Here is a 22508-nt window from a genome sequence, read left to right as displayed (position 1 = left end):
CCCACTCAACCACTGCGTCTTGCTCAACAATCAAAAAACAAATGAGAGGCTAGGACTTTTGTCCCAGTCTCTTTTTATGGAAGGTAAGATAGCAATTGGCAGTTAAGTTTTGTCTTCCAATTGTTATTCCAATTAAAAAAATTCGAGGAAAATAAAAGAATCAGGCGAACCTGATTTTTATTTTTTTTCGTTTATTGTAGTAAATTCGGAACCCTTGAATACTAGCAAAGCTAGAACCAATCGCTAAAGCAAACGCAAAGAAGGTATTCATTTTTGTTGCTAAAAAGATAAAACTAAATACAACCGTCAACACACAGAAAACAGCGATATTTAAAAAATATAGCAATTCACTTAATTGAGGTGCGGGTTCAACTTCAGGAGCATAGTCCTGAATAGGGGTTTCTTGGGTTTGTTTAGTTAATTCGATATAATCGAATTCTTCTTCATAGTGTCTTAAATTTCTTACGGGCATTTTCTCTCTCCTAACAGTACTCTATTATTCTATCATGAATTCAGGTATATAAATGTTACAAAAATGTTACAAATTTTACAAAATAAATAAATTTTTCTAGAATATCGGAATTTTTGTTATAATGGTTCTATGAAAAATATTATTATTACAGCAACAGCAGAGAGTGTTGAGCAAGCGCAAGCCCTGATTGATGCAGGGGTTGACCGAATCTATGTCGGTGAAAAAGATTACGGATTACGATTGCCTCAAACTTTAAGCTATGACGAAATAAATCGAATTGCCCAACTGGTCCATGCTGCTGGCAAAGAATTGACAGTAGCTGTAAATGCACTGATGCACCAATCGATGATGGATTCAATCAAGCCTTTCCTAGATTTTCTAAAGGAAATTCAGGCTGATTATATTACTGTCGGAGATGCGGGCGTTTTTTATGTCTTGAAACGAGATGGCTATCCATTCAAAACGATTTACGATGCCTCAACCATGGTCACTTCTAGCCGCCAGATCAATTTCTGGGGAAAACAAGCAGGGGCTTCTGAAGCTGTTTTGGCTCGTGAGATTCCGTCTGCCGAATTATTCGTAATGGCTGAGAATCTTCAGATTCCAGCAGAAGTCTTGGTCTATGGCGCTAGCATTATTCACCATTCGAAACGACCGCTTCTTCAGAACTATTACAACTTTATCAAGACAGAAGAGTCTGTGACCAAAGATCGGGATCTGTTCTTGGCCGAGCCAGGAGATCCAAATTCTCATTACTCTGTCTACGAGGACAAACATGGAACCCATATCTTCTCAAATAATGACTTGAATATGATGACCAAATTGTCTGAGTTGGTAGAACATGGCTTTGATCATTGGAAACTTGATGGTGTCTACTGTCCGGGTGAAAACTTTGTCAAGATTACAGAGTACTTTGTCAAGGCCCGTGATTTGATTCAAAAAGGAACATTTACACAGGATCAAGCCTATCTGTTTGATGAAGAAATCCGCAAATTGCATCCAGCTAATCGTGGTTTGGATACTGGTTTCTACGATTATGAACCAGATCGTGTAAAATAACAAATAATACTAGGGCTTCTTCGTTTGTGAGTTTTCCTTTTTCAGGGAACGAAGAGGCTATTCATCATATCGACAATCTTGTAAATTGGAGAAAACATGACAAATACAAAAAAACGTCCAGAGGTTTTGGTACCTGCTGGAACATTAGAAAAATTAAAAGTTGCCGTTAATTATGGGGCTGATGCCGTGTTCGTTGGTGGACAAGCCTATGGGTTGCGTAGCCGTGCCGGAAACTTCACTATGGATGAGCTTCGTGAAGGTATTGAATATGCGCATGCCCGTGGAGTGGATGTGCACGTGGCTTCGAACATGGTAACTCATGAAGGAAATGAACAAGGGGCTGGAGAATGGTTCCGTGAATTGCGGGATATGGGCCTTGATGCTGTGATCGTCTCAGACCCGGCCTTGATTGAAATCTGTGCAACCTATGCACCTGGCCTCAATATCCACTTGTCTACGCAAGCTTCTGCGACTAATGTGGAGACCTTCCATTTCTGGAAAGAATATGGCTTGACCCGTGTGGTCTTGGCCCGCGAAGTATCCATGGAAGAGTTGGCTGAGATTCGTAAGCGTACCGATCTTGAGATCGAAGCCTTCGTTCATGGAGCCATGTGTATTTCTTATTCCGGACGTTGTACCCTTTCTAACCACATGTCTGACCGGGATGCCAACCGTGGTGGTTGTTCTCAATCTTGTCGTTGGAAATACGATCTCTACGATATGCCATTTGGCCAAGAACGCAAGAGTATCAAAGGGCAAGTCCCAGAAGAATACTCTATGTCAGCCGTGGACATGTGTATGATCGAAAATATTCCAGACATGATTGACAATGGGGTTGATAGCTTGAAGATTGAAGGCCGGATGAAATCTGTCCATTACGTATCAACAGTAGCCAACTGTTACAAGGCAGCTTGTGATGCTTATATGGAAAGTCCAGAAGCCTTTTATGCCATCAAGGATGATTTGATCAATGAATTGTGGAAAGTTGCTCAACGTGAATTGGCAACTGGATTCTACTACCAAACACCGACTGAAAACGAACAATTGTTTGGGGCACGTCGTAAGATTCCTCAATACAAATTTGTAGGGGAAGTAGTGGACTTTGATCCATCTACCATGACTGCGACGATTCGCCAACGGAATGTCATCAATGAAGGCGACCAAGTGGAATTCTACGGACCAGGCTTCCGTCATTTTGAATGCCAGATCCAAGACTTGCATGATAAGGATGGAGTGAAGATTGATCGCGCACCAAATCCGATGGAGCTTCTCACGATCACTGTCCCACAAGAAGTCAAGCCAGGAGATATGATTCGTTCTTGCCAGGAAGGTTTAATCAATCTCTACTCAAAAGATGGGGCAAGTAAAACCGTTCGAGTATAAAAAAAAGAGAGGGTTAAACCTCTCCTTTTTGTTGGGCGATGCGAATGTTATTGGGGACCAAACTGATTTTCTGGATCTCAGAAATCCGAATAATCGTGGACATACTCTTTTTAAAATTTTTCACGATCAGTTGTCGGCGTTCTTGGTCATACTTGACAATATCGCCTGTAAAACTCTTGTTTGAAAAAATAACATGTACCCCTTGTTTTTTTCGCAATGCTTGTTGAATGATTTCAATAATTCTCTCATCTTCTAATGGGGCAGGGGTACTGACTTTTCCATTGAAAAATTCATTTGCTCGGTCTTTAACGATCTCGAGAAATTTTTTCATAGCTAAATTCTCCATAACTTGATACAATATATTATAGATAATTTCAACGATTTTGTAAATGATTTACGAATATTAGAGATGAGAAGGCAAGAAAGGAGTCGTGAAATGACAGAATTTTCATTCCAAATCGAAGAACATTTACTGGTCTTGTCAGAAAATGACAAGGGTTGGACCAAAGAATTGAACCGTGTGAGTTTTAATGGTGCTCCTGCTAAGTATGATATCCGGACCTGGAGTCCCGACCATACAAAGATGGGAAAAGGCATTACACTCACGAACGAAGAGTTCCAAGTCATGCTCGATGCATTTAAAAATTAAGAAAAGGGGTCCTTCAAGGACTTCTTTTTTTGTTATAGTCTAAGGCTATATAGATATCAAAGATATTAGATTATCCCAAACCCTTGTTTATCAGGTATTGGACTGCTATAATGGTTGCATTGATGAATTAATGTAAAACTTATAGGAAAGAGGGAATCATATTGACACATACACATGCACCTTATCGCGTAGACCATGTTGGTTCATTTCTTCGTCCAGCAGCTTTGGTTCAAGCTCGTGAAGATTTCGCAGCTGGAAAAATCAGTCAGTCTGACTTAACAAAAGTAGAGGATCAGGCGATTCGTGACCTTGTTGAAAAAGAAATTGCTGCTGGTCTGAAGTCAGTAACAGATGGAGAATTCCGCCGTGCTTATTGGCATTTGGATTTCTTCTGGGGCTTTGGTGGCATTGATCATGTCCAAGCTGCTCAAGGTTATCAATTCCATGATAAAACAACCAAGGCGGACTCAGCACTTGTCGTTGGAAAAATCACAGGAGCCAATCATCCATTTGTAGAGCATTACAAGTTTTTGAGGGATCTTGTGGCAGATGTAGATGGTGTAGAGGCTAAATATACCATTCCAGCGCCTGCGCAATTCTATTTTGAATTGATCCGTGATGCAGAACATGTAGAACAATTGAATACCATCTATCCTGATTTTGCGGCTGTTCGTGAAGATATCAAGCAAGCCTATCTTCAAGTGATTCAAGATTTGTATGATGCAGGACTTCGGACCCTTCAAGTAGATGACTGTACGTGGGGTGTCTTGGTAGATGATAATTTCTTGACGGCTTGGGGAGCAGCTCAAGGCAAGTCAAAAGATGAGGTTCGCCGAGAACTCGCTGATCTCTTCTTGACCTTTAACAACGATGTCTACCAAAATGTTCCAGCTGGTTTGACCGTCAATACGCACGTTTGTCGTGGGAACTTCCATTCTACTTGGGCTTCATCAGGTGGCTATGCGCCGATTGCCAAAGAACTCCTTGGAGAAGAAGCCGTCAATGCTTACTTCCTAGAGTTTGATACTGATCGAGCTGGTGGTTTTGAACCACTTGCAGAAGTAACCCCTGGTAAAGGAGTGGTGTTAGGCCTCTTGACATCTAAGAGTGGTCAATTGGAGAACAAGGACGAAGTGATTGCTCGTATTAAAGAAGCGAGTCAGTATGTACCGTTGGAAAATCTTTACCTGTCTACTCAGTGTGGCTTTGCTTCGACAGAAGAAGGAAACATTTTGACAGAAGAAGACCAATGGAAAAAAATCGGTTTGATTAAAGAAATTGTCGCTGAAGTTTGGGGCGAATAAGGAGGAAGAAACATGTCAGATTTACTAAGTATTTATAAAGAATTGCAAGCTAAAAAATGGGTGGACTTGAGTCACCAAATCAATGCGGAAAGTCCACACTTCCCAGCCCTTCCTGCCTTGCAACAAGAAGATCTTTTCACATTAAAAGATGGTTTCCATGTTCAAAAATTTACAGTGGTTGGTCAATACGGAACGCATATTGATGCACCGATTCACTTTGTAGAAGGGGGTCGTTGGTTGGATGAGATTGACCTCAAAGATCTTCTCTTGCCACTTTATGTTATCGACAAGTCTAAAGAAGTTGCAGCCAATCCAAACTTTATCTTGAGCAAACAAGATATCTTAGACTTTGAGGCAGAGCATGGACAAATTGTTGAGGGTGCTTTTGTTGCCTTCCGTAGTGATTGGTCAAAACGTTGGCCAGATCAAGATGCTATGCGTAACCTAGATGAAAATGGTGTTCAACAAAGTCCAGGATGGAGCCGTGAAGCCTTGGAATTCTTGATTCATGAACGCCATGTCAAGGCTGTGGGTCATGAAACCTTTGATACCGATGCAGGTATTCCAGCAGCAGAGCATGGTTTGGTCAATGAATACTACCTCTTGGAACAAAATATCTACCAAGTTGAAGTCTTGAACCAATTGGACCAAGTTCCAGCTGTAGGTGCCTTGATTTCGATTGCTTTCCCTCACTGGGACAAGGCAACTGGTTCACCTGTCCGTGCCATTGCCATCTTACCATAAACAAAGAAAAAGAGGCTGGGACAAAAGTCCTAGCCTCTCAATTATTTTTTGATTGTAGGGCAAGACGCAGTGGTTGAGTGGGCTCTACTACGCTGATTTCATCAGCTTTTACAGCCCTACTCAACTGTGCGGAGGTGGGACGACGAAATCGAATTCTAACGAATTACCGATTTCTGTCCCACGCTCTTATTTTTTATCTCATTGTCACAAATTCTTCGGATCCGGTTGGGTGAATGGCGACAGTTGCATCGAAATCGGCTTTTGTCGCTCCCATCTTGATAGCAACTGCAAATCCTTGGATCATTTCATCGACTCCGTAGCCAAGACCATGAAGGCCAACGACCCTTTCTTCGGGACCAGCAGTGATGAGTTTGAATTTTGCTTGCTGGCGGTGTTGGGTAACAGCAGTGTACATGGAAGCAAATTGAGAAGTATAGACTTTGATATGCTCTTTTCCATAAGTTTGCTGGGCTTCTTCCTCCGTTAGGCCAACGGTTCCGATAGCGGGGTGAGAAAAGACAACAGTCGGGATATTTGTATAATCCATTTTGGCATTGACTTTTCCATTGAATAGTCGTTCAGAAAGAGTGCGTCCAGCTTTAATAGCGACAGGGGTTAATTCTTTTTCTCCTGTGACATCCCCAAGAGCATAGATTCCTGGAATAACTGTATTCTGGTATTCATCCACTGCAATGAATCCTTTTTCATTTAAGGTGACGCCTGCAGCTTCTAGATTGAGATCCTGGACATTTGGTTTTCGTCCTGTTGCCCAGATAACATGATCTGCCACGTGGCTGGTCATATCTTCAAAATAAATCTTCACACGACCATCTTCTAATTTTTCAAGCTTCATGGGAACCTTGTGTTTGTGAAGCGGAAGGTTTTGTTTTTCCATTTCTTCCATTAAGCCATCGACAATGTAGGAATCAAACTTTCTTAATGGACGATTACCGCGAACGAAGAGATCGGTCTGAACACCAAGGGCATGGAGCACACCGGCTAGTTCCACTGCGATGTAGCCAGCTCCAATAATGGCAACAGATGTAGGAAGTTCTTTCCAAGCAAAGACATCATCAGAAGTTTCGCCAAATTCAGCTCCAGGAACAGAAGGAATAAAGGGATGGGCACCGGTCGCAATTACGATATGCTTGGCCTTAATGGTTTCTCCATTTACCTCAACCGTATGAGCATCCACAAAACGGGCACGTCCTTCAATTCGTTCAACCCCATTGCGTTTGAAACTGCCATCATAGGAATTACGGGAACGGTCAATATAGGCTTCGCGATTTTTTCTTAAGGTTGCAAAATCAAATTTTGTCTGTTCAGAAGTAAATCCATAGTCTGGTCCATAATCGCGAATTGCTTCTGCAATTTGTGCACCATACCACATAATCTTTTTAGGCACACATCCTCTGTTGACACAGGTGCCACCCAATTGTTTTTCTTCAATGACAGCAGCGCGCGCTCCGTACTCTCCAGCCCGGTTCATCGTAGCGATTCCTCCACTACCTCCACCGATTGAAATAATATCAAATTCTTTCATGTTTTCCTCCTAAATGGGACTTCAGTTTGATTGTAATATCAACTGTTACAAAAGTCAAGGGTTTAGCATGTTACCAAGCATTTAAATTTCATGTTGCCGTGTCAATTTTAGATAGAAAAGTAAGGAAATATGGTATACTATGGTATAGAATAAAACGCTTTCTTTGATGGAGAAAAACGATGAAGAAATTGAAAAAATGGCAACTATTTACAGCTGCAGGTGCAGCAATTGTGGTGATTGGAACAGGAAGTGTGATGATGTTTTCGCACCCAAGTACACTTGATCAAGCAGTCACGAAAGAAACTCCAATGGTGCAAACGGTCAAGGATGGATCGATCGCTTCTTCGGTCTTGTTAACTGGGAAAGTCACTGCCAACCAGGAACAGTATGTCTATTTTGATGGAACCAAAGGGGATTTGCAGTCAATTTTGGTCAATGTAGGAGATCAAGTAACAGCCGGTCAGCCGATTGTTCAGTATAGCAGTACAGAGGCCCAAACCGCTTATGATGCAGCCGTTCGTGCTGTCAATAAGGCAGATCGTCAGTTAAATGATTTACTGACAAATGGTGTGACCATTGATACGACAGGAGATGAAGAAGCAGATGCCAAATCAGCTTCGCAGACCCAACGAACAGTCGATTCTCAAGCTAGCGATTTACGAGATGCTAAGTCAGATGCGGTCGATAATATGAACAAGGCTAAGGCTCTTCTGGATGCGACAACAGTTAGGAGTAATACAGATGGTACCGTGGTCGAAGTCAATAAAGATGTTTCAAAATCGACTACAGGGACCAACCAAACTTTGGTTCACATTGTGAGCAACGGAAATTTACAAGTCAAAGGGGAATTGTCTGAATACAATTTGGCCAATATCTCTGAAGGTCAGGAAGTGGTCCTCACTTCCAAGGTATATCCGGATAAAACCTGGACAGGAAAGATTTCTTATGTAGCCAACTATCCGACCGACGCGGGTCAAGCAGGTGCCAATGCAGCAGGTGGAACACAAGGAAGCGGAGGAGCCAAGTACCCATTCACAGTAGAAATTACCAGTGAGATTGGGGAACTCAAACAGGGCTTTTCTGTCAATATTGAAGTCAAAAGTTCTACTCAACATCCCCTTGTTCCCGTGACAAGTGTCATGGCTGATGGGGATACGAGTTATGTATGGACGGTCGAAAATGGCAAGGCTAAGAAAGTAAAAGTAACTCTTGGTAACGCCGATGCTGAAAACCAGGAAATTTTGTCAGGTTTAAAGAAAGATGCTCAAGTTATTGTAAATCCTAATGAGAAACTGGAAGATGGAAAAGAGATCGGAAAATATGACAAAATTGATTGAACTAAAAGGAATCAATAAAACCTATAAAAATGGGGACCAGGAACTTCGTGTCTTAAAAGACATCGATTTAGAAGTCGAAGAGGGAGAATTTGTGGCCATTATGGGTCCATCGGGCTCAGGGAAATCGACCTTGATGAACGTCATTGGCTTGTTGGACCGCCCGACCAGTGGAGAGTATTTCCTAGAAGGTCAGGAGGTTGGAAATCTCAGTGAGAAAAAATTAGCACGTGTTCGTAATGAACAGATCGGTTTTGTCTTTCAACAATTCTTTCTTCTCTCTAAGCTCAATGCCTTTCAAAATGTGGAACTGCCTCTCATTTATGCAGGAGTTCATCCTGCTAAACGGAAGGAATTAGCTGAGCAGTACCTTGAAAAGGTAGAGCTCCATTCTCGCATGCACCATTTGCCTTCAGAACTCTCAGGAGGTCAAAAACAGCGGGTTGCGATTGCCCGTGCCCTTGTCAATCAGCCAGCCATCGTCTTAGCAGATGAGCCGACTGGTGCCCTAGATACCAAGACGGGGGAGCAAATAATGGACTTGTTAACCAAGCTAAACCAAGAAGGAAAAACCATTATCATGGTTACACACGAGCCAGAAATTGCAGCCTTTGCGCATCGTCGCATCGTCATTCGTGATGGAGTGATCTCCTCAGATAGCAAGCTGGAAAGGGGGACCTAATGCAAAATTGGAAATTTGCGATCAGCTCGATTATGAGCCATAAATTACGGTCTTTCTTGACCATGGTGGGGATCATTATTGGGGTTGCTTCTGTGGTTGTCATCATGGCTCTTGGAGATGGAATGAAAGCTGGTGTCACCAAGACTTTTACCAAGGACCAAGAGTATGTACAAATCTCTTATTCTCCGAACAAGAGTGGCTATGTGACAGGAATCAATATTGGCCCTTCTGAAGATACAGGAGAAGGCGGAGGTGAAAGTGGCCCTGCAGCTGAAGACCGAGGGATGGCTGCTCCATCGGATATTGATGGGGAAAATGCTGAAGATGTTGATGGTCAAATCCAAGAAGCACCACCAGTTGTGCAAGAATCTTGGGTCAAGGAATTAACCAAGATTCAAGGCATCGATGGTTACTATGTTAGCAATACCTCCAATGCAACCATTGCTTTTCAAAAGAAAAAAGCAGACGGTGTGAACATCCAAGGGGTAAATGAAACCTATTTTTCTGTCAAAAAGGTTGAGCTCTTATCTGGACGAAAATTAACTCCTTCAGACTATAGTAATTTCTCACGGGTAGTGCTCCTTGATGAAGGATTGGCTCAACAATTATTTGGAACGGAGAATCCACTGAATCAGGTGGTCTCTGTTGGGGACAATAATTATCGCGTCGTTGGAATTTTCAAGGATCCAAATGCAGGGACAGCCCTCTATGGAGCTTCTTCAGGTGGCAGTGCCTTGATGGCCAATACCCAACTCGCCTCTGAATTCGGAACGGATGAAATTCAAAATATTGTCGTTCACGTTCCAAATGTGAAAGAAATCAAATCTGTTGGGATCGAAGCTGCTCAAAAGCTAACAGAGCTTTCAGGTGTTCGCCAGGGAGAATTTCAAATCTTTAATTTGGATAGCATCCTAGAGGAAACCAATAAAGTAGTAGGAATTATGACGTCAGTGATCGGTGCCATTGCAGGGATTTCCCTTTTGGTTGGCGGGATTGGAGTAATGAATATCATGTTGGTTTCTGTGACAGAGCGGACGAGAGAGATCGGTCTTCGCAAAGCATTGGGAGCAACCCGAGGTAAGATTCTGGTTCAATTTTTGATTGAGTCGATGGTCTTAACCATCATTGGTGGACTAATTGGACTTGGCCTTGCTTATGGTGTGAATAGCTTGATTACTACACTCGCAGCAGCCTCCCTAGAAGGACCACCGATTATCTCCTTAAATGTCGCCATCGGCAGTATTATTTTCTCTGCTTTTGTAGGCATCATCTTTGGAATTTTACCAGCGAATAAGGCTTCTAAGTTAAACCCGATCGAAGCCCTTCGTTATGAATAAAAAAATAGGAGCGAGTCAGGATGAATGGTTCAAGATTCTCCACGCTCCTTTTTGATGCTGTTGTGGAATAGCTTGTCGAAACCTTTTCAATCATCTCGTCTTATACAGGTCAAACTATTTGGACAGTCAACGACGGTCTTCAGATGTTTTTGAGTATTCATTCAAGAAGCTGCATTTTTTCTTCCATCTTATTTTTGTTTAATTGGCAAATATTAGTGAATTTCTGGTCTAAATATGATAGAATAGGGAAGAATAACTTAGGAGGTTCCAAATGACTACTGAACATATGGAAGAATTAAATGACCAGCAGATTGTCCGTCGTGAGAAAATGGCGGCCCTTCGTGAACAAGGAATCGATCCATTTGGGAAGCGATTCGAACGTACTGCAAATTCAGGTCAATTAAAAGAAAAATATTCAGAATTAGATAAAGAACAACTCCACGACTTGAACGAAACAGCTATTATTGCCGGTCGTCTTGTAACAAAACGTGGAAAAGGAAAGGTTGGCTTTGCCCATCTTCAAGACCGTGAAGGTCAAATTCAAATCTACGTTCGTAAGGATGCTGTTGGAGAAGAAAACTACGAGATCTTCAAAAAAGCAGACCTTGGTGATTTCCTTGGTGTTGAAGGGGAAATCATGCGCACAGATATGGGTGAACTTTCGATTAAAGCAACTCATATCACTCACTTGTCAAAAGCCCTTCGTCCTTTGCCTGAAAAATTCCACGGACTTTCAGACGTTGAAACCATCTATCGTAAACGTTATTTGGATTTGATTTCAAACCGTGAAAGCTTCGAACGCTTTGTAACCCGTTCAAAAATCATCTCTGAAATCCGTCGTTATTTAGATGGTCAAGGCTTCCTTGAAGTGGAAACACCAGTGCTTCACAATGAAGCTGGTGGTGCGGCTGCTAAACCATTTATCACTCACCACAATGCACAAAACATTGACATGGTGCTTCGTATCGCGACTGAGCTTCACTTGAAACGTTTGATTGTTGGTGGGATGGAACGCGTTTACGAAATCGGACGGATCTTCCGTAACGAAGGTATGGATGCCACTCACAACCCTGAATTCACTTCGATCGAAGTGTATCAAGCTTACGCTGACTTCCACGATATCATGGACTTAACAGAAGGCATTATCCAACATGCTGCGAAAGCGGTCCATGGTGATGGTCCAATTGACTATCAAGGAACAGAAATCAAAATCAATGAACCATTCAAACGGGTTCACATGGTTGATGCGATTAAAGAAATCACAGGTGTTGACTTCTGGCAAGACATGACCTTTGAAGAAGCTGTAGCACTTGCAAACGAAAAACATGTACCAGTTGAAAAACACTACACAGAAGTGGGACAAATTATCAATGCCTTCTTCGAAGAATTCGTTGAAGAAACCTTGACACAACCAACTTTTGTTTACGGTCACCCAGTAGCAGTATCTCCATTGGCTAAGAAAAATCCAGAAGATCCACGCTTCACTGACCGTTTCGAACTCTTTATCATGACCAAAGAGTATGCCAATGCCTTCACGGAATTGAATGATCCAATCGATCAATTGCAACGGTTTGAAGCGCAAGCGCGTGCCAAAGAATTGGGAGATGACGAAGCTACAGGCATCGACTATGACTATGTTGAAGCCCTTGAATATGGTATGCCACCAACAGGTGGACTTGGAATTGGTATTGACCGTCTCGTTATGTTGTTGACCAATGTAACAACAATTCGCGACGTCCTACTCTTCCCAACTATGAAATAAGCTAAAAGAAAACACTGATCGCAAGATCAGTGTTTTTTAGTCTTCCATATAAGAGGTGTCGTTCCAAGTGTCTAAGTGATAGTGCTCAAAATCATCTGTTGTCAGAATCGTCACGCTGGCATTATCTAGTCCGCCATTTTTGCGGAGTTCTCCTGTGTCATAACCAAGCAAGGTTCGAATAGAAGCTGTCAAATTAGCCCCATGTCCAACGATGAGAACAGTATCGAGCTCTTTTCCTTTCAGGCTTTTTACAAAATCACAGGTACGTTTGGTCGTTTCATAGACAGATTCTGCATCAAAGATTTCATTTTGAAAGCGGGCTAGGTTATGGCGAAAGGCATCCATTTGTTGGGGATAGATAGCTGAAATGGTAGAAATTTTAGCACCTTCCAGTTTTCCTAAATTCCACTCACGAAGAGCAGGCGTTGCTTGCAATTCTAGAGGTGTCTCCAATTGATCGAGGATGATCTTTGCGGTATGGACTGTTCGTGGCAGATCACTTGCAAAGGCTGCATCAAAAGGAACACTAGCTAGGTGCTTTCCTAATTTTTCAAGCTGATGAATAGAGGCCGGTAACAGCGGAGAATCGCCATTTGATCCCTGAAAACGTCCTTCTTCATTCCATTCTGTCCGTCCGTGTCGAATAAAATATAGTTTCACAATCTTGTCTCCTTCTCTGTCATTATTCTAAAATATCTGCAAAAGTCGCTTGTACGAAGTCTGCTAGAAGTTGTGGTTTGATTTGAATACTATGGCCGATTTCCCCGGCAGATACGATCATGGTCTCTAACTGAAGGGCTGATTCATCGATAAAGATTGGGAAAGGATGCTTTTGACGAATGCCCACCGGATTATTGGCACCATGAATATAACCTGTGGTTTTTTCGAGATCCTTTTGAGGAATCATAGCGACTTTCTTATTTCCCGATAATTTGGCCAATTTTTTCTCTGAAAGATGTTCCGTAATAGGAATGATCCCAATCACAGGACCCGTTTTATCTCCTTTGAGAGCTAGGGTTTTGAAAATAGTAGAGCGATCAATCCCTTCTGGTAAGATCCCTTCTAAAGCGTTGATTTGTAAGCCTACGTGCTCAATTTTTGCTTTAGTCAAGATCTGCTCGACTAAGGTTTTTTTCACTTTATTTTTTTTTGCCATGGCTTTCTCCTTTTCTCTTTTTCTCTACAAAATCAGATTTCATTAGACCATTATAACATATAATAGCGACGATATTGTCTTCTCCTTAAAAATAGAAAACAGCAGAAAAAGTGAAGATCACTTGATCTGCTGTTTTAAGGCTATGAGGAAGAGTTATCTTTTTGTACTTTGAAAAGTTTCCGATAAATCGCTTCTTGGTCTTGCGTCGGAGCAATTTGGTTGAGATCCAAGTAGTGTGAGAATCCATTTAATTGCCCTTGAGAGGTATATTGATGCAAGTCGTATTCCGTGTTGGTATCTGGCGCGGCATTATAGTAGCCGTCATCAAATCCATAAGTAGGAATCCAAAGAGCCGTAAATTTATCAGTGGAGATACTATGTTCTTCCATGAAGTAAGTTCCGATATAGAGTCCAATATTTTTTGCACCCAAAGCTTGTAGTTTTGCTCGGAAAGCTTCAACACCTGCATTCATATCCTTCATGGTTTTTTCCTCAACGTCTAACCAATAGTAGGTCGGTTTGTAAGGAGAAGCAGCCTTGTAAAATTCTTCTGCTTCTTTTTCCATTTCTTTTTTATCCTTAGCAGCGACATAAGCATAGACTGCGACAGGGATATTTCGTTTTTGGAATTCTTGGATATGAGTTTTAAAAGATTTATCCAGACCATTTAAGTAGGTTGCCGCATTTTCCTTTTTAGCTTGAGCCCCACTATGGACACGTACGATTACACCTCCCACATTTTGGGAAAGGACATCGTAATCAATTTCACTAGGCAATTGCCAGCCTGAGATATCAATGATCGGACGGCCAACCAGTTCTGGATTGATGTCTTCTTCTTTTTTAGAAGAAGAGCTTGCAGTGGTTGTTTTTTTAGGTGTATTGGAGTTCGGAATGGTTTTGGTTGTTTCTTGTCGCTCTCTGGCTTGCAGATCGGCAATCGTTCGTGAGAGAACGAGAAAAGAAATGATACCGATAAAAAAGACCAAGAGAACAACGGGTTTTATCCTTTTTCTCATACAGAAACATTTTACCGTAAAAAAAACGAAAAGGCAAAACTTAATGCTTAAAAGATGCTGATTTCAGCCATTATTTTCAAAAAAAAAGGAATCTTTTCATCGAAAAAGGATAAAAATATATGAAAATAAGAAGAATGATTAGAATATTTCTTGAAAATGGGGAAGAAGCCGAATCTTTTCTGGCCTTTCCTTGGTTTTGCTTCTTAAAAATGATATAATGAAGGTTGAATATTAGGAATATGGTGAATTATGAAAATTAAAAAAAGACATCTTTTAAATTATTCCATCCTCATTCCCTATTTGATTTTATCCATCATTGGCTTGATTGTTGTCTATTCGACAACAAGTGCCTTGGCAATTCAAAGTGGAGTGAGTTCGATTCGGATGGTACGGACACAGGGACTCTTTTTTATCCTTAGTCTCCTAACCATCGCCCTGATTTATAAATTTAGCTTAGATTTCCTTCGAAATAAAAAAGTACTGGCTGTTGTCATTTTTGCTGAAGTGATTTTGTTGATTTTGTCTAGGTTTATCACAGATACGGTCAATGGGGCTCACGGTTGGTTGACAATTCCTGGAGGGTTTAGTATCCAGCCAGCAGAATATCTCAAGGTGATCTTAGTCTGGTATCTAGCCTTGATCTTTTCTAAACGACAAGACGAGATACGCGATTATGATTATCAAGCCTTGACCCACAATGAATGGATTCCAAGGAATTTAAACGATTGGCGTTGGCTGACCTTGATTCTGATTGGAATCGTTGTGATTATGCCGGACTTGGGAAATGCGACGATCTTGGCCTTAACGGTCTTGATCATGATTACGGCTAGTGGAGTGGGCTACCGTTGGTTTACCTCTTTACTTGGTTTAGTTGTTGGAGCCTCCACCATTGTCCTTGGTTCAATATGGATCATCGGTGTGGACCGTGTCGCTAAAATTCCAGTCTTTGGTTATGTGGCCAAACGTTTTAGTGCCTTCTTTAACCCCTTTAATGACTTGTCTGGCGCAGGTCACCAATTAGCTAATTCTTACTATGCCATGAGTAATGGTGGTTGGTTTGGCTTGGGGCTAGGAAATTCCATTGAAAAACAAGGTTACTTACCAGAAGCGCACACAGACTTTGTGTTTGCGATCGTGATTGAAGAATTAGGTTTTGTTGGAGCTAGCTTGATCCTTGCTCTCTTATTCTTCTTAATTCTTCGGATCATTTTAGTCGGTATTCGAGCAAAGAATCCTTTTAATTCGATGATGGCCATTGGGATCGGTGGGATGATCTTAGTGCAAACCTTCATTAACATCGGAGGAATTTCTGGTTTGATTCCGTCTACAGGAGTGACTTTCCCCTTCTTATCCCAAGGGGGAAATAGCTTATGGGTCTTATCCGTAGCGATTGCTTTCGTTTTGAATATCGACGCTAGTGAAAAACGGGCTAAGATGGAACAAGAAGGCATGGTTTTTGAAGAAAAAGGTAAAATCAAACCTTATTATTAAAAGGGAATTGTTAAATGGCTATTCAAAAAGGAGAAAAAATGGTCTTACAAAAATTAGAGAACTTCACAAATAAAGATATTATCAAAGAAGAAGCCGAAATCTTAACCAATTTATTAGATGATATTACGAAAAATTTGGTTCGTCCGGAAACCTTTGATAAAATTAGGCAGTTGAAGGATCTATCAAAAACACAGAACTATCGTGAGTTGAATCAAATAGTGGAACAATTGACAAATGAAGAAATGACAGTGATTTCACGTTATTTTGCCATTTTACCACTCTTGATTAACATCTCAGAAGATGTCGATTTGGCCTATGAAATCAATCATTTGAATAATGTGGATGGTGAATACCTCGGAAAACTTTCTTCAACCATTAAAGAAGTTGCGAAAAATGAAGATGCACAAGAAATTCTTGAAAATCTCAATATTGTACCTGTTTTAACAGCCCATCCAACTCAAGTGCAACGAAAAACCATGCTGGATCTAACCAATCATATTCATGCTCTTCTTCGTCAGCACCGGGATGTTAAAGCTGGTTTAATGAATGAGAATAAGTGGTATAACAACCTTCGTTGTAATATCGAAATCATGATGCAAACGGATATGATTCGTGACAAAAAATTGAAGGTTACCAATGAGATCACCAATGTCATGGAATATTACAATAGCTCTTTCTTACAAGCTGTTCCAAATCTTATGTTGGAATACAAACGCTTGGCAAAAGAGCATGGATTGGAGCTTGAACAACCACGTCCGATCACAATGGGCATGTGGATTGGGGGAGACCGGGACGGGAATCCGTTTGTAACAGCTGAGACCTTGAAGCGTTCAGCGACTATCCAAAGTGAAGTCATTTTGAACTATTACATCGAAAAGATTTCTAAATTATACCGTCATTTCTCCCTTTCAACGAGTCTTTCTAAAACAAGTGAAGCAGTAGCTGAAATGGCAGCCCTATCCAGTGATACATCCGTCTTTCGTGAAAAAGAACCTTACCGTCGGGCTTTCCACTATATCCAATCAAAAATGATCCAAACCTTGGTCAATTTAAAAGAATGGACGATGGTGGGAGAAACCAGAGAAGATCGTTATGCTGTTGAGAGATTATTAGGGGCAAACGCTCATCAACAAGGGCCAGTTTCTGATTATATCGGCAATCGTATCTCTGGAGCTCTAAAGAAAATTTCTGAGAAAGAAGCTCCAGCTTATGCATCAGCTAAAGAATTTAAAGAAGACCTTGAAAAGATCAAAGATTCCTTGTTAGAAAACAAATCAGAGTATTTAATTTCTGGTGAGTTTGCAGAACTTCTAGAAGCTATCGATGTTTTTGGGTTCTATCTAGCTTCTATTGATATGCGACAAGATTCTAGTGTGCATGAAGCCTGTGTGGCTGAATTGTTGAAATCAGCTGGAATTAATGACCATTATTCTGATTTATCAGAGGATGAAAAGTGTCAAGTTCTCTTGAAAGAACTCTTAGAAGACCCACGTATTTTATCAGCAACTCATGCTGAAAAATCTGAACTGCTTGAAAAAGAATTAGCGATTTTCCAAACGGCCCGTGAATTGAAGGATCGTTTAGGAGAAGAAGTCATTCGTCAAAACATCATTTCTCATGCAACCAGTGTGTCAGATATGTTGGAATTGGCTGTGATGTTGAAAGAAGTGGGCTTAGTCGATACGGAAAAAGCTCGTGTGCAAATCGTGCCTTTGTTTGAAACCATCGAAGATTTGGATCACTCAGAAGAAACCATGAGAAGTTACTTGTCTCTTCCGATTGCCAAACGTTGGATTGCTTCTAAGAACAACTACCAAGAGATTATGTTAGGTTATTCTGATTCCAACAAAGATGGTGGATACTTGTCTTCTTGCTGGACCCTCTTTAAAGCTCAACAACAATTGACCGCTATCGGAGATGAGTTTGGAGTGAAGATTACCTTCTTCCATGGTCGTGGTGGTACTGTTGGTCGTGGTGGAGGTCCTACTTATGAAGCCATCACGTCTCAACCATTGAAATCCATTAATGACCGTATCCGCTTAACTGAGCAAGGGGAAGTAATCGGCAATAAATATGGAAATAAAGATGCTGCTTACTACAACCTTGAGATGCTCGTCTCTGCAACCATTAACCGAATGATTGCCGAACAAAAGAGTCCATTCTCTATGTTTGATCGTTTCGGGGAAGTCATGGATAAAGTCGTGAATCGCAGTTACGATATCTATCGTGATTTGGTCTTTGGAAATGAGCACTTCTATGACTACTTCTTTGAATCAAGTCCGATCAAAGCAATTTCAAGCTTTAATATTGGTTCACGTCCTGCTGCTCGTAAGACCATTACAGAAATCGGTGGTTTGCGTGCTATCCCATGGGTCTTCTCATGGTCACAAAGTCGGGTGATGTTCCCTGGTTGGTACGGAGTAGGTTCTAGCTTTAAGGAATTTATCGATGAGGATCCTGAGAATATCGAAACCCTTCGATACATGTATAAAAACTGGCCTTTCTTCCAATCTCTCTTGTCAAATGTGGACATGGTCTTATCCAAAGCCAACATGGATATTGCCTTTGAGTACGCTCAATTGTGTGAAGAAGAAGAAGTTCGCAATATCTATCAGATTATCTTACATGAATGGCAATTGACCAAGGACATCATCTTGATGATTGAGGAACAAGACGAGTTGCTCGCGGAGAACCCTTATCTGAAAGAAAGTTTGGACTATCGGATGCCGTACTTTAACGTCTTGAACTATATTCAGTTAGAACTGATTCGACGTCAACGGACCGGCCAATTACCAGCCGATCAAGACAAGCTAATCCATATTACGATCAATGGAGTGGCTACAGGATTACGTAATTCAGGTTAAAAAAATCGGAACGACTGTTCCGATTTTTTTATTCCCTGAACCCAAAGGAGCAAAAGGTACAGAAAGGCTTAAATAGCAGATTTTAAATGAGAATTTTCAAAGCTAGAACAGGATCTTTCAGCAAGCTGATAAAATAAAAGAAAAGAAGAGGAATAATTAAGAAAATATAGGTAAAAGGCTTGCAATTTTATCTAAAATTCGATAGAATAGTAAGGAAAGTTAGACTGTATTGCCTACTGTCTATCTATAAAATATATTTTATTGGAGGCTTTTACTCAAATGGCAAAAGAAAAATACGATCGTAGTAAACCGCACGTTAACATCGGTACAATCGGACACGTTGACCACGGTAAAACTACCCTAACTGCAGCAATCACAACTGTTTTGGCACGTCGCTTGCCTTCATCAGTTAACCAACCTAAAGACTATGCGTCTATCGATGCTGCTCCAGAAGAACGCGAACGCGGTATCACCATCAACACTGCACACGTTGAGTACGAAACTGCTAAACGTCACTACGCTCACATCGACGCTCCAGGACACGCGGACTACGTTAAAAACATGATCACTGGTGCCGCTCAAATGGACGGAGCTATCCTTGTAGTAGCTTCAACTGACGGACCAATGCCACAAACACGTGAACACATCCTTCTTTCACGTCAGGTTGGTGTTAAACACTTGATCGTCTTCATGAACAAAGTTGACTTGGTTGACGATGAAGAATTGCTTGAATTGGTTGAAATGGAAATCCGTGACCTTCTTTCAGAATACGATTTCCCAGGTGATGACCTTCCAGTTATCCAAGGTTCAGCTCTTAAAGCTCTTGAAGGTGACTCTAAATATGAAGACATCATCATGGAATTGATGGATACTGTTGATGAGTACATCCCAGAACCAGAACGCGATACTGACAAACCATTGCTTCTTCCAGTCGAAGACGTATTCTCAATCACTGGACGTGGTACAGTTGCTTCAGGACGTATCGACCGTGGTGTTGTTCGTGTCAACGACGAAATCGAAATCGTTGGTATCAAAGACGAAATCCAAAAAGCAGTTGTTACTGGTGTTGAAATGTTCCGTAAACAACTTGACGAAGGTCTTGCAGGGGATAACGTTGGTGTGCTTCTTCGTGGTATCCAACGTGATGAAATCGAACGTGGACAAGTTATCGCTAAACCAGGTTCAATCAACCCACACACTAAATTCAAAGGTGAAGTTTACATCCTTACTAAAGAAGAAGGTGGACGTCATACTCCATTCTTCAACAACTACCGTCCACAGTTCTACTTCCGTACAACTGACGTAACTGGATCTATCGAACTTCCAGCAGGAACTGAAATGGTAATGCCTGGTGATAACGTGACTATCGACGTTGAGTTGATCCACCCAATCGCCGTTGAACAAGGTACTACATTCTCAATCCGTGAAGGTGGACGTACTGTTGGTTCAGGTATGGTTACTGAAATCGAAGCTTAATTCGATCTAGTTCCCAGATTAACAATTATATAGACAGACAGAAAACCCCGTGAAGATGGGGTTTTTATTTTGGTAAAAAGTAAAATGAGCTTGTGCAAACTTTCATTATCGCGAAAATTATGGTAAAATAGATAGTATAAAATTAGAAAAAAGAGGTATGTGAAATGTCACGTAAACCATTTATCGCTGGTAACTGGAAAATGAACAAAAATCCAGAAGAAGCAAAAGCATTCGTTGAAGCTGTAGCATCAAAACTTCCTTCAGCTGATCTTGTTGAAGCTGGTATCGCAGCTCCTGCAGTTGACTTGACAGCTGTACTTGCTGCTGCTAAAGGTTCAGACCTTAAAGTTGCTGCCCAAAACACTTACTTTGAAAATGCTGGTGCCTTCACTGGTGAAACTAGCCCACAAGTTTTGAAAGAAATCGGTACTGACTACGTTGTGATCGGTCACTCAGAACGTCGTGACTACTTCCATGAAACTGATGAAGATATCAACAAAAAAGCAAAAGCAATCTTTGCGAACGGTATGCTTCCAATCATCTGTTGTGGTGAAAGCCTTGAAACTTACGAAGCTGGTAAAGCAGCAGAATTCGTAGGGGCTCAAGTATCAGCTGCTCTTGCTGGATTGACTGCAGAACAAGTCGCTTCAACAGTTATCGCCTACGAACCAATCTGGGCGATCGGTACTGGTAAATCAGCTTCACAAGACGACGCACAAAAAATGTGTAAAGTTGTTCGTGACGTTGTAGCTGCTGACTTTGGTCAAGAAGTGGCTGACAAAGTACGTGTTCAATACGGTGGTTCAGTGAAACCTGAAAACGTTGCTGAATACATGGCTTGTCCAGACGTTGATGGAGCTCTTGTGGGTGGTGCATCACTTGATCCAGAAAGCTTCTTGGCATTGCTTGACTTTGTTAAATAATGACATATAAAAAGGCGAGAGGTTTCTCGTCTTTTTTTATAGAAGAAAAGACCAGCTTCAAAGCTGGTCTTTTGAGTTAGGAACGTCCTAATAGTTTCTTAATGAGAGAAATCATTTTGTATTTCAGAGGATTTGGGTAATAACGGAAGGTCCCCATCTTACGGACGATGTAGCCATTGAAGTTCTGTTTGAAACGAAGCACACCGTCTGACCCGTCAAAGATTCCTTGAATACCCAGGAAGTTATATTTTGGGATACCACGTTTGATGGTTTCAAGCATCATATATTCTTGGAGAACAGCAGGAGCATAGAACTTATTAAATTCTGTATAAGAGCCACTGAATAAATAGGTGGATTCTTGTGGCATATAGACAAAGAGACTACCTGCAAGAATGACGTCTTGATCTCCATATTTTTCAATATATTCTTTCGCGTCCTTCTTTCTCACCTCAAAGGTATCAAACTGGCTAGAGAATTCACGAAGTTGATTTTGTTTTTTCTCTGAATGTGGGTTGACTTCAAGATCTTTCTGTAATTTCTCAATCTTCTGTGCTAGTTTTCCTTGGTCTTTTTCAAGATTCGTGTAGTAATGGTGGAAGTTCAGTGTTGCGATCATGAAATCTGCATTGTCGCCAAAACTGTCATAGAAAGTTTGGTAATAATCCAAGGTCTTATCCTGATAGTCGCGACGGTCACTGGTTGAGGAAGTAATATCCTTAAAGAGTTGCAGTTCATCTCGGTTTAATCGTTTCAGTTTAATACCGAAAGATTTAGCTTTCTTGACAAGTGGCTTTCCTTTTTTACTGAAGCTCTTGAGAAGATTTTTTTCGGTGATGCCCTCCATATCTTTCACATAATGCCAATCACCTTCTCCTCCTGGATAACCTGTTGTTAAACCATCATGCTGATAGCCCAATTTTTTTAGGGTATCCATAAAATGAGTTTGCTCTTCACTGGTTGGATTCCCGTCACTGTCAAAGGTTTGATAGGTATCATAGGGCTTAATAACGAGTTCAATAGCCCCATTTTCTTTCGCATAGTCTTTTAAAGCTGCATAGAAAGGTTCTAGCATAGCTTCCTTTTGGTAAAGGGGGCCAGAATTGATTTCCATATGGAGACCACCTGTCATAGGAAGACTGTACAAGATTGCTGCCACTTGGACTTGATTTTCTTGTTTCCAAGCGATAAATTGGACCGTGTTTCCTCGCTTTTCAAGCAGATCTGCCATTTCAGCAGACTGGATAAAAGAGCGATGGGAGACAGTATTTGCAAATGAGGTAAATTCTTCTTTTGAAATTGTCGTAAGAGTCATG

At 41.2% G+C, this 22508-nt stretch carries 20 protein-coding genes; 13 read left to right on the top strand and 7 right to left on the bottom strand.

The annotated features are described in order from the left end of the window. Nucleotides 1-160: 160 nt before the first annotated feature. The gene (locus tag HMPREF2918_RS07560) at nt 161-472 is read right to left on the bottom strand and encodes a DUF3270 family protein (protein WP_070595069.1); all 312 of its coding nucleotides are present in this window, start codon (nt 470-472) and stop codon (nt 161-163) included. Between the two features lie 129 nt (nt 473-601). Between HMPREF2918_RS07560 and HMPREF2918_RS07555 the strand changes: the two genes are divergently transcribed. After that, nucleotides 602-1531, top strand: coding sequence for a peptidase U32 family protein (locus tag HMPREF2918_RS07555; RefSeq protein WP_045759685.1), 930 nt, complete (start codon nt 602-604; stop codon nt 1529-1531). A gap of 96 nt (nt 1532-1627) precedes the next feature. Then, the gene (locus HMPREF2918_RS07550) at nt 1628-2914 is read left to right on the top strand and encodes a peptidase U32 family protein (RefSeq protein ID WP_003002878.1); all 1287 of its coding nucleotides are present in this window, start codon (nt 1628-1630) and stop codon (nt 2912-2914) included. Between the two features lie 13 nt (nt 2915-2927). Here HMPREF2918_RS07550 and HMPREF2918_RS07545 read toward each other — a convergent pair whose 3' ends face one another. Then, nucleotides 2928-3260, bottom strand: coding sequence for a hypothetical protein (locus HMPREF2918_RS07545; RefSeq protein WP_013903885.1), 333 nt, complete (start codon nt 3258-3260; stop codon nt 2928-2930). A gap of 90 nt (nt 3261-3350) precedes the next feature. On the opposite strand from HMPREF2918_RS07545, the gene HMPREF2918_RS07540 reads away from it, so the two are divergent. The 3 genes from HMPREF2918_RS07540 to HMPREF2918_RS07530 all read left to right on the top strand — a co-directional run bounded on the left by HMPREF2918_RS07540 (nt 3351) and on the right by HMPREF2918_RS07530 (nt 5611). Further along, a complete protein-coding gene (locus tag HMPREF2918_RS07540; protein WP_049515359.1) occupies nt 3351-3563 on the top strand; it encodes a YdbC family protein in 213 nt (70 codons plus the stop codon). 161 nt (nt 3564-3724) lie between these two features. Then, nucleotides 3725-4867, top strand: a complete 1143-nt coding sequence (locus tag HMPREF2918_RS07535; protein WP_049515358.1) for a 5-methyltetrahydropteroyltriglutamate--homocysteine S-methyltransferase — start codon at nt 3725-3727, stop codon at nt 4865-4867. A gap of 12 nt (nt 4868-4879) precedes the next feature. Continuing rightward, nucleotides 4880-5611, top strand: coding sequence for a cyclase family protein (locus tag HMPREF2918_RS07530; RefSeq protein WP_013903883.1), 732 nt, complete (start codon nt 4880-4882; stop codon nt 5609-5611). 193 nt (nt 5612-5804) lie between these two features. On the opposite strand, the gene gorA is transcribed toward HMPREF2918_RS07530, so the two are convergent. Next, nucleotides 5805-7154, bottom strand: a complete 1350-nt coding sequence (gorA, locus tag HMPREF2918_RS07525) for a glutathione-disulfide reductase (RefSeq protein ID WP_070595068.1) — start codon at nt 7152-7154, stop codon at nt 5805-5807. Nucleotides 7155-7333: 179 nt separating this feature from the next. Between gorA and HMPREF2918_RS07520 the strand changes: the two genes are divergently transcribed. The 4 genes from HMPREF2918_RS07520 to lysS all read left to right on the top strand — a co-directional run bounded on the left by HMPREF2918_RS07520 (nt 7334) and on the right by lysS (nt 12269). Next, nucleotides 7334-8491, top strand: coding sequence for an efflux RND transporter periplasmic adaptor subunit (locus tag HMPREF2918_RS07520; RefSeq protein WP_070595067.1), 1158 nt, complete (start codon nt 7334-7336; stop codon nt 8489-8491). Further along, a complete protein-coding gene (locus tag HMPREF2918_RS07515) occupies nt 8475-9170 on the top strand; it encodes an ABC transporter ATP-binding protein (RefSeq protein ID WP_003002759.1) in 696 nt (231 codons plus the stop codon). Before HMPREF2918_RS07520 ends, HMPREF2918_RS07515 begins: the two co-directional genes overlap by 17 nt. Then, on the top strand, nt 9170-10507 hold the full coding sequence (locus HMPREF2918_RS07510; RefSeq protein ID WP_070595066.1) for an ABC transporter permease: 1338 nt from the start codon (nt 9170-9172) through the stop codon (nt 10505-10507). Before HMPREF2918_RS07515 ends, HMPREF2918_RS07510 begins: the two co-directional genes overlap by 1 nt. A 271-nt stretch (nt 10508-10778) precedes the next feature. After that, nucleotides 10779-12269, top strand: coding sequence for a lysine--tRNA ligase (lysS, locus tag HMPREF2918_RS07505; protein WP_003016025.1), 1491 nt, complete (start codon nt 10779-10781; stop codon nt 12267-12269). 36 nt (nt 12270-12305) lie between these two features. On the opposite strand, the gene HMPREF2918_RS07500 is transcribed toward lysS, so the two are convergent. From HMPREF2918_RS07500 to HMPREF2918_RS07490, 3 genes are all read right to left on the bottom strand, one after another. Beyond that, nucleotides 12306-12929, bottom strand: coding sequence for a histidine phosphatase family protein (locus HMPREF2918_RS07500; protein ID WP_049497414.1), 624 nt, complete (start codon nt 12927-12929; stop codon nt 12306-12308). A 22-nt stretch (nt 12930-12951) separates the two neighbouring features. Beyond that, entirely contained in the window at nt 12952-13425 is a 474-nt protein-coding gene (locus HMPREF2918_RS07495; protein WP_049507671.1) for an aminoacyl-tRNA deacylase, read from the bottom strand. 140 nt (nt 13426-13565) lie between these two features. Further along, on the bottom strand, nt 13566-14441 hold the full coding sequence (locus tag HMPREF2918_RS07490) for a GH25 family lysozyme (RefSeq protein WP_070595065.1): 876 nt from the start codon (nt 14439-14441) through the stop codon (nt 13566-13568). A 249-nt stretch (nt 14442-14690) separates the two neighbouring features. On the opposite strand from HMPREF2918_RS07490, the gene ftsW reads away from it, so the two are divergent. The 4 genes from ftsW to tpiA all read left to right on the top strand — a co-directional run bounded on the left by ftsW (nt 14691) and on the right by tpiA (nt 21195). Continuing rightward, a complete protein-coding gene (ftsW, locus tag HMPREF2918_RS07485) occupies nt 14691-15932 on the top strand; it encodes a cell division peptidoglycan polymerase FtsW (RefSeq protein ID WP_070595064.1) in 1242 nt (413 codons plus the stop codon). A gap of 38 nt (nt 15933-15970) precedes the next feature. Further along, nucleotides 15971-18796 carry a phosphoenolpyruvate carboxylase gene (ppc, locus tag HMPREF2918_RS07480; RefSeq protein WP_070595103.1) on the top strand — a complete coding sequence of 942 codons (2826 nt, stop codon included), beginning with the start codon at nt 15971-15973 and terminating at the stop codon, nt 18794-18796. 279 nt (nt 18797-19075) lie between these two features. Then, entirely contained in the window at nt 19076-20272 is a 1197-nt protein-coding gene (gene tuf / locus HMPREF2918_RS07475) for an elongation factor Tu (protein ID WP_003008055.1), read from the top strand. A 164-nt stretch (nt 20273-20436) separates the two neighbouring features. Further along, nucleotides 20437-21195: a triose-phosphate isomerase gene (tpiA, locus tag HMPREF2918_RS07470; RefSeq protein ID WP_070595063.1), complete on the top strand. Its 759-nt coding sequence runs from the start codon at nt 20437-20439 to the stop codon at nt 21193-21195. A 76-nt stretch (nt 21196-21271) separates the two neighbouring features. Here the strand turns inward: tpiA and HMPREF2918_RS07465 are convergent, their stop codons facing one another. Continuing rightward, on the bottom strand, nt 21272-22507 hold the full coding sequence (locus HMPREF2918_RS07465) for an aminoacyltransferase (RefSeq protein WP_070595062.1): 1236 nt from the start codon (nt 22505-22507) through the stop codon (nt 21272-21274). Nucleotide 22508 lies beyond the last annotated feature (1 nt).

It is taken from the genome of Streptococcus sp. HMSC065C01, from assembly GCF_001813525.1.
In the GTDB taxonomy this organism is placed as follows: Bacteria; Bacillota; Bacilli; order Lactobacillales; family Streptococcaceae; genus Streptococcus; species Streptococcus parasanguinis_V.
Note: the sequence above shows the minus strand (reverse complement) of the source record. Positions and strands in the feature narration are given on the sequence as shown.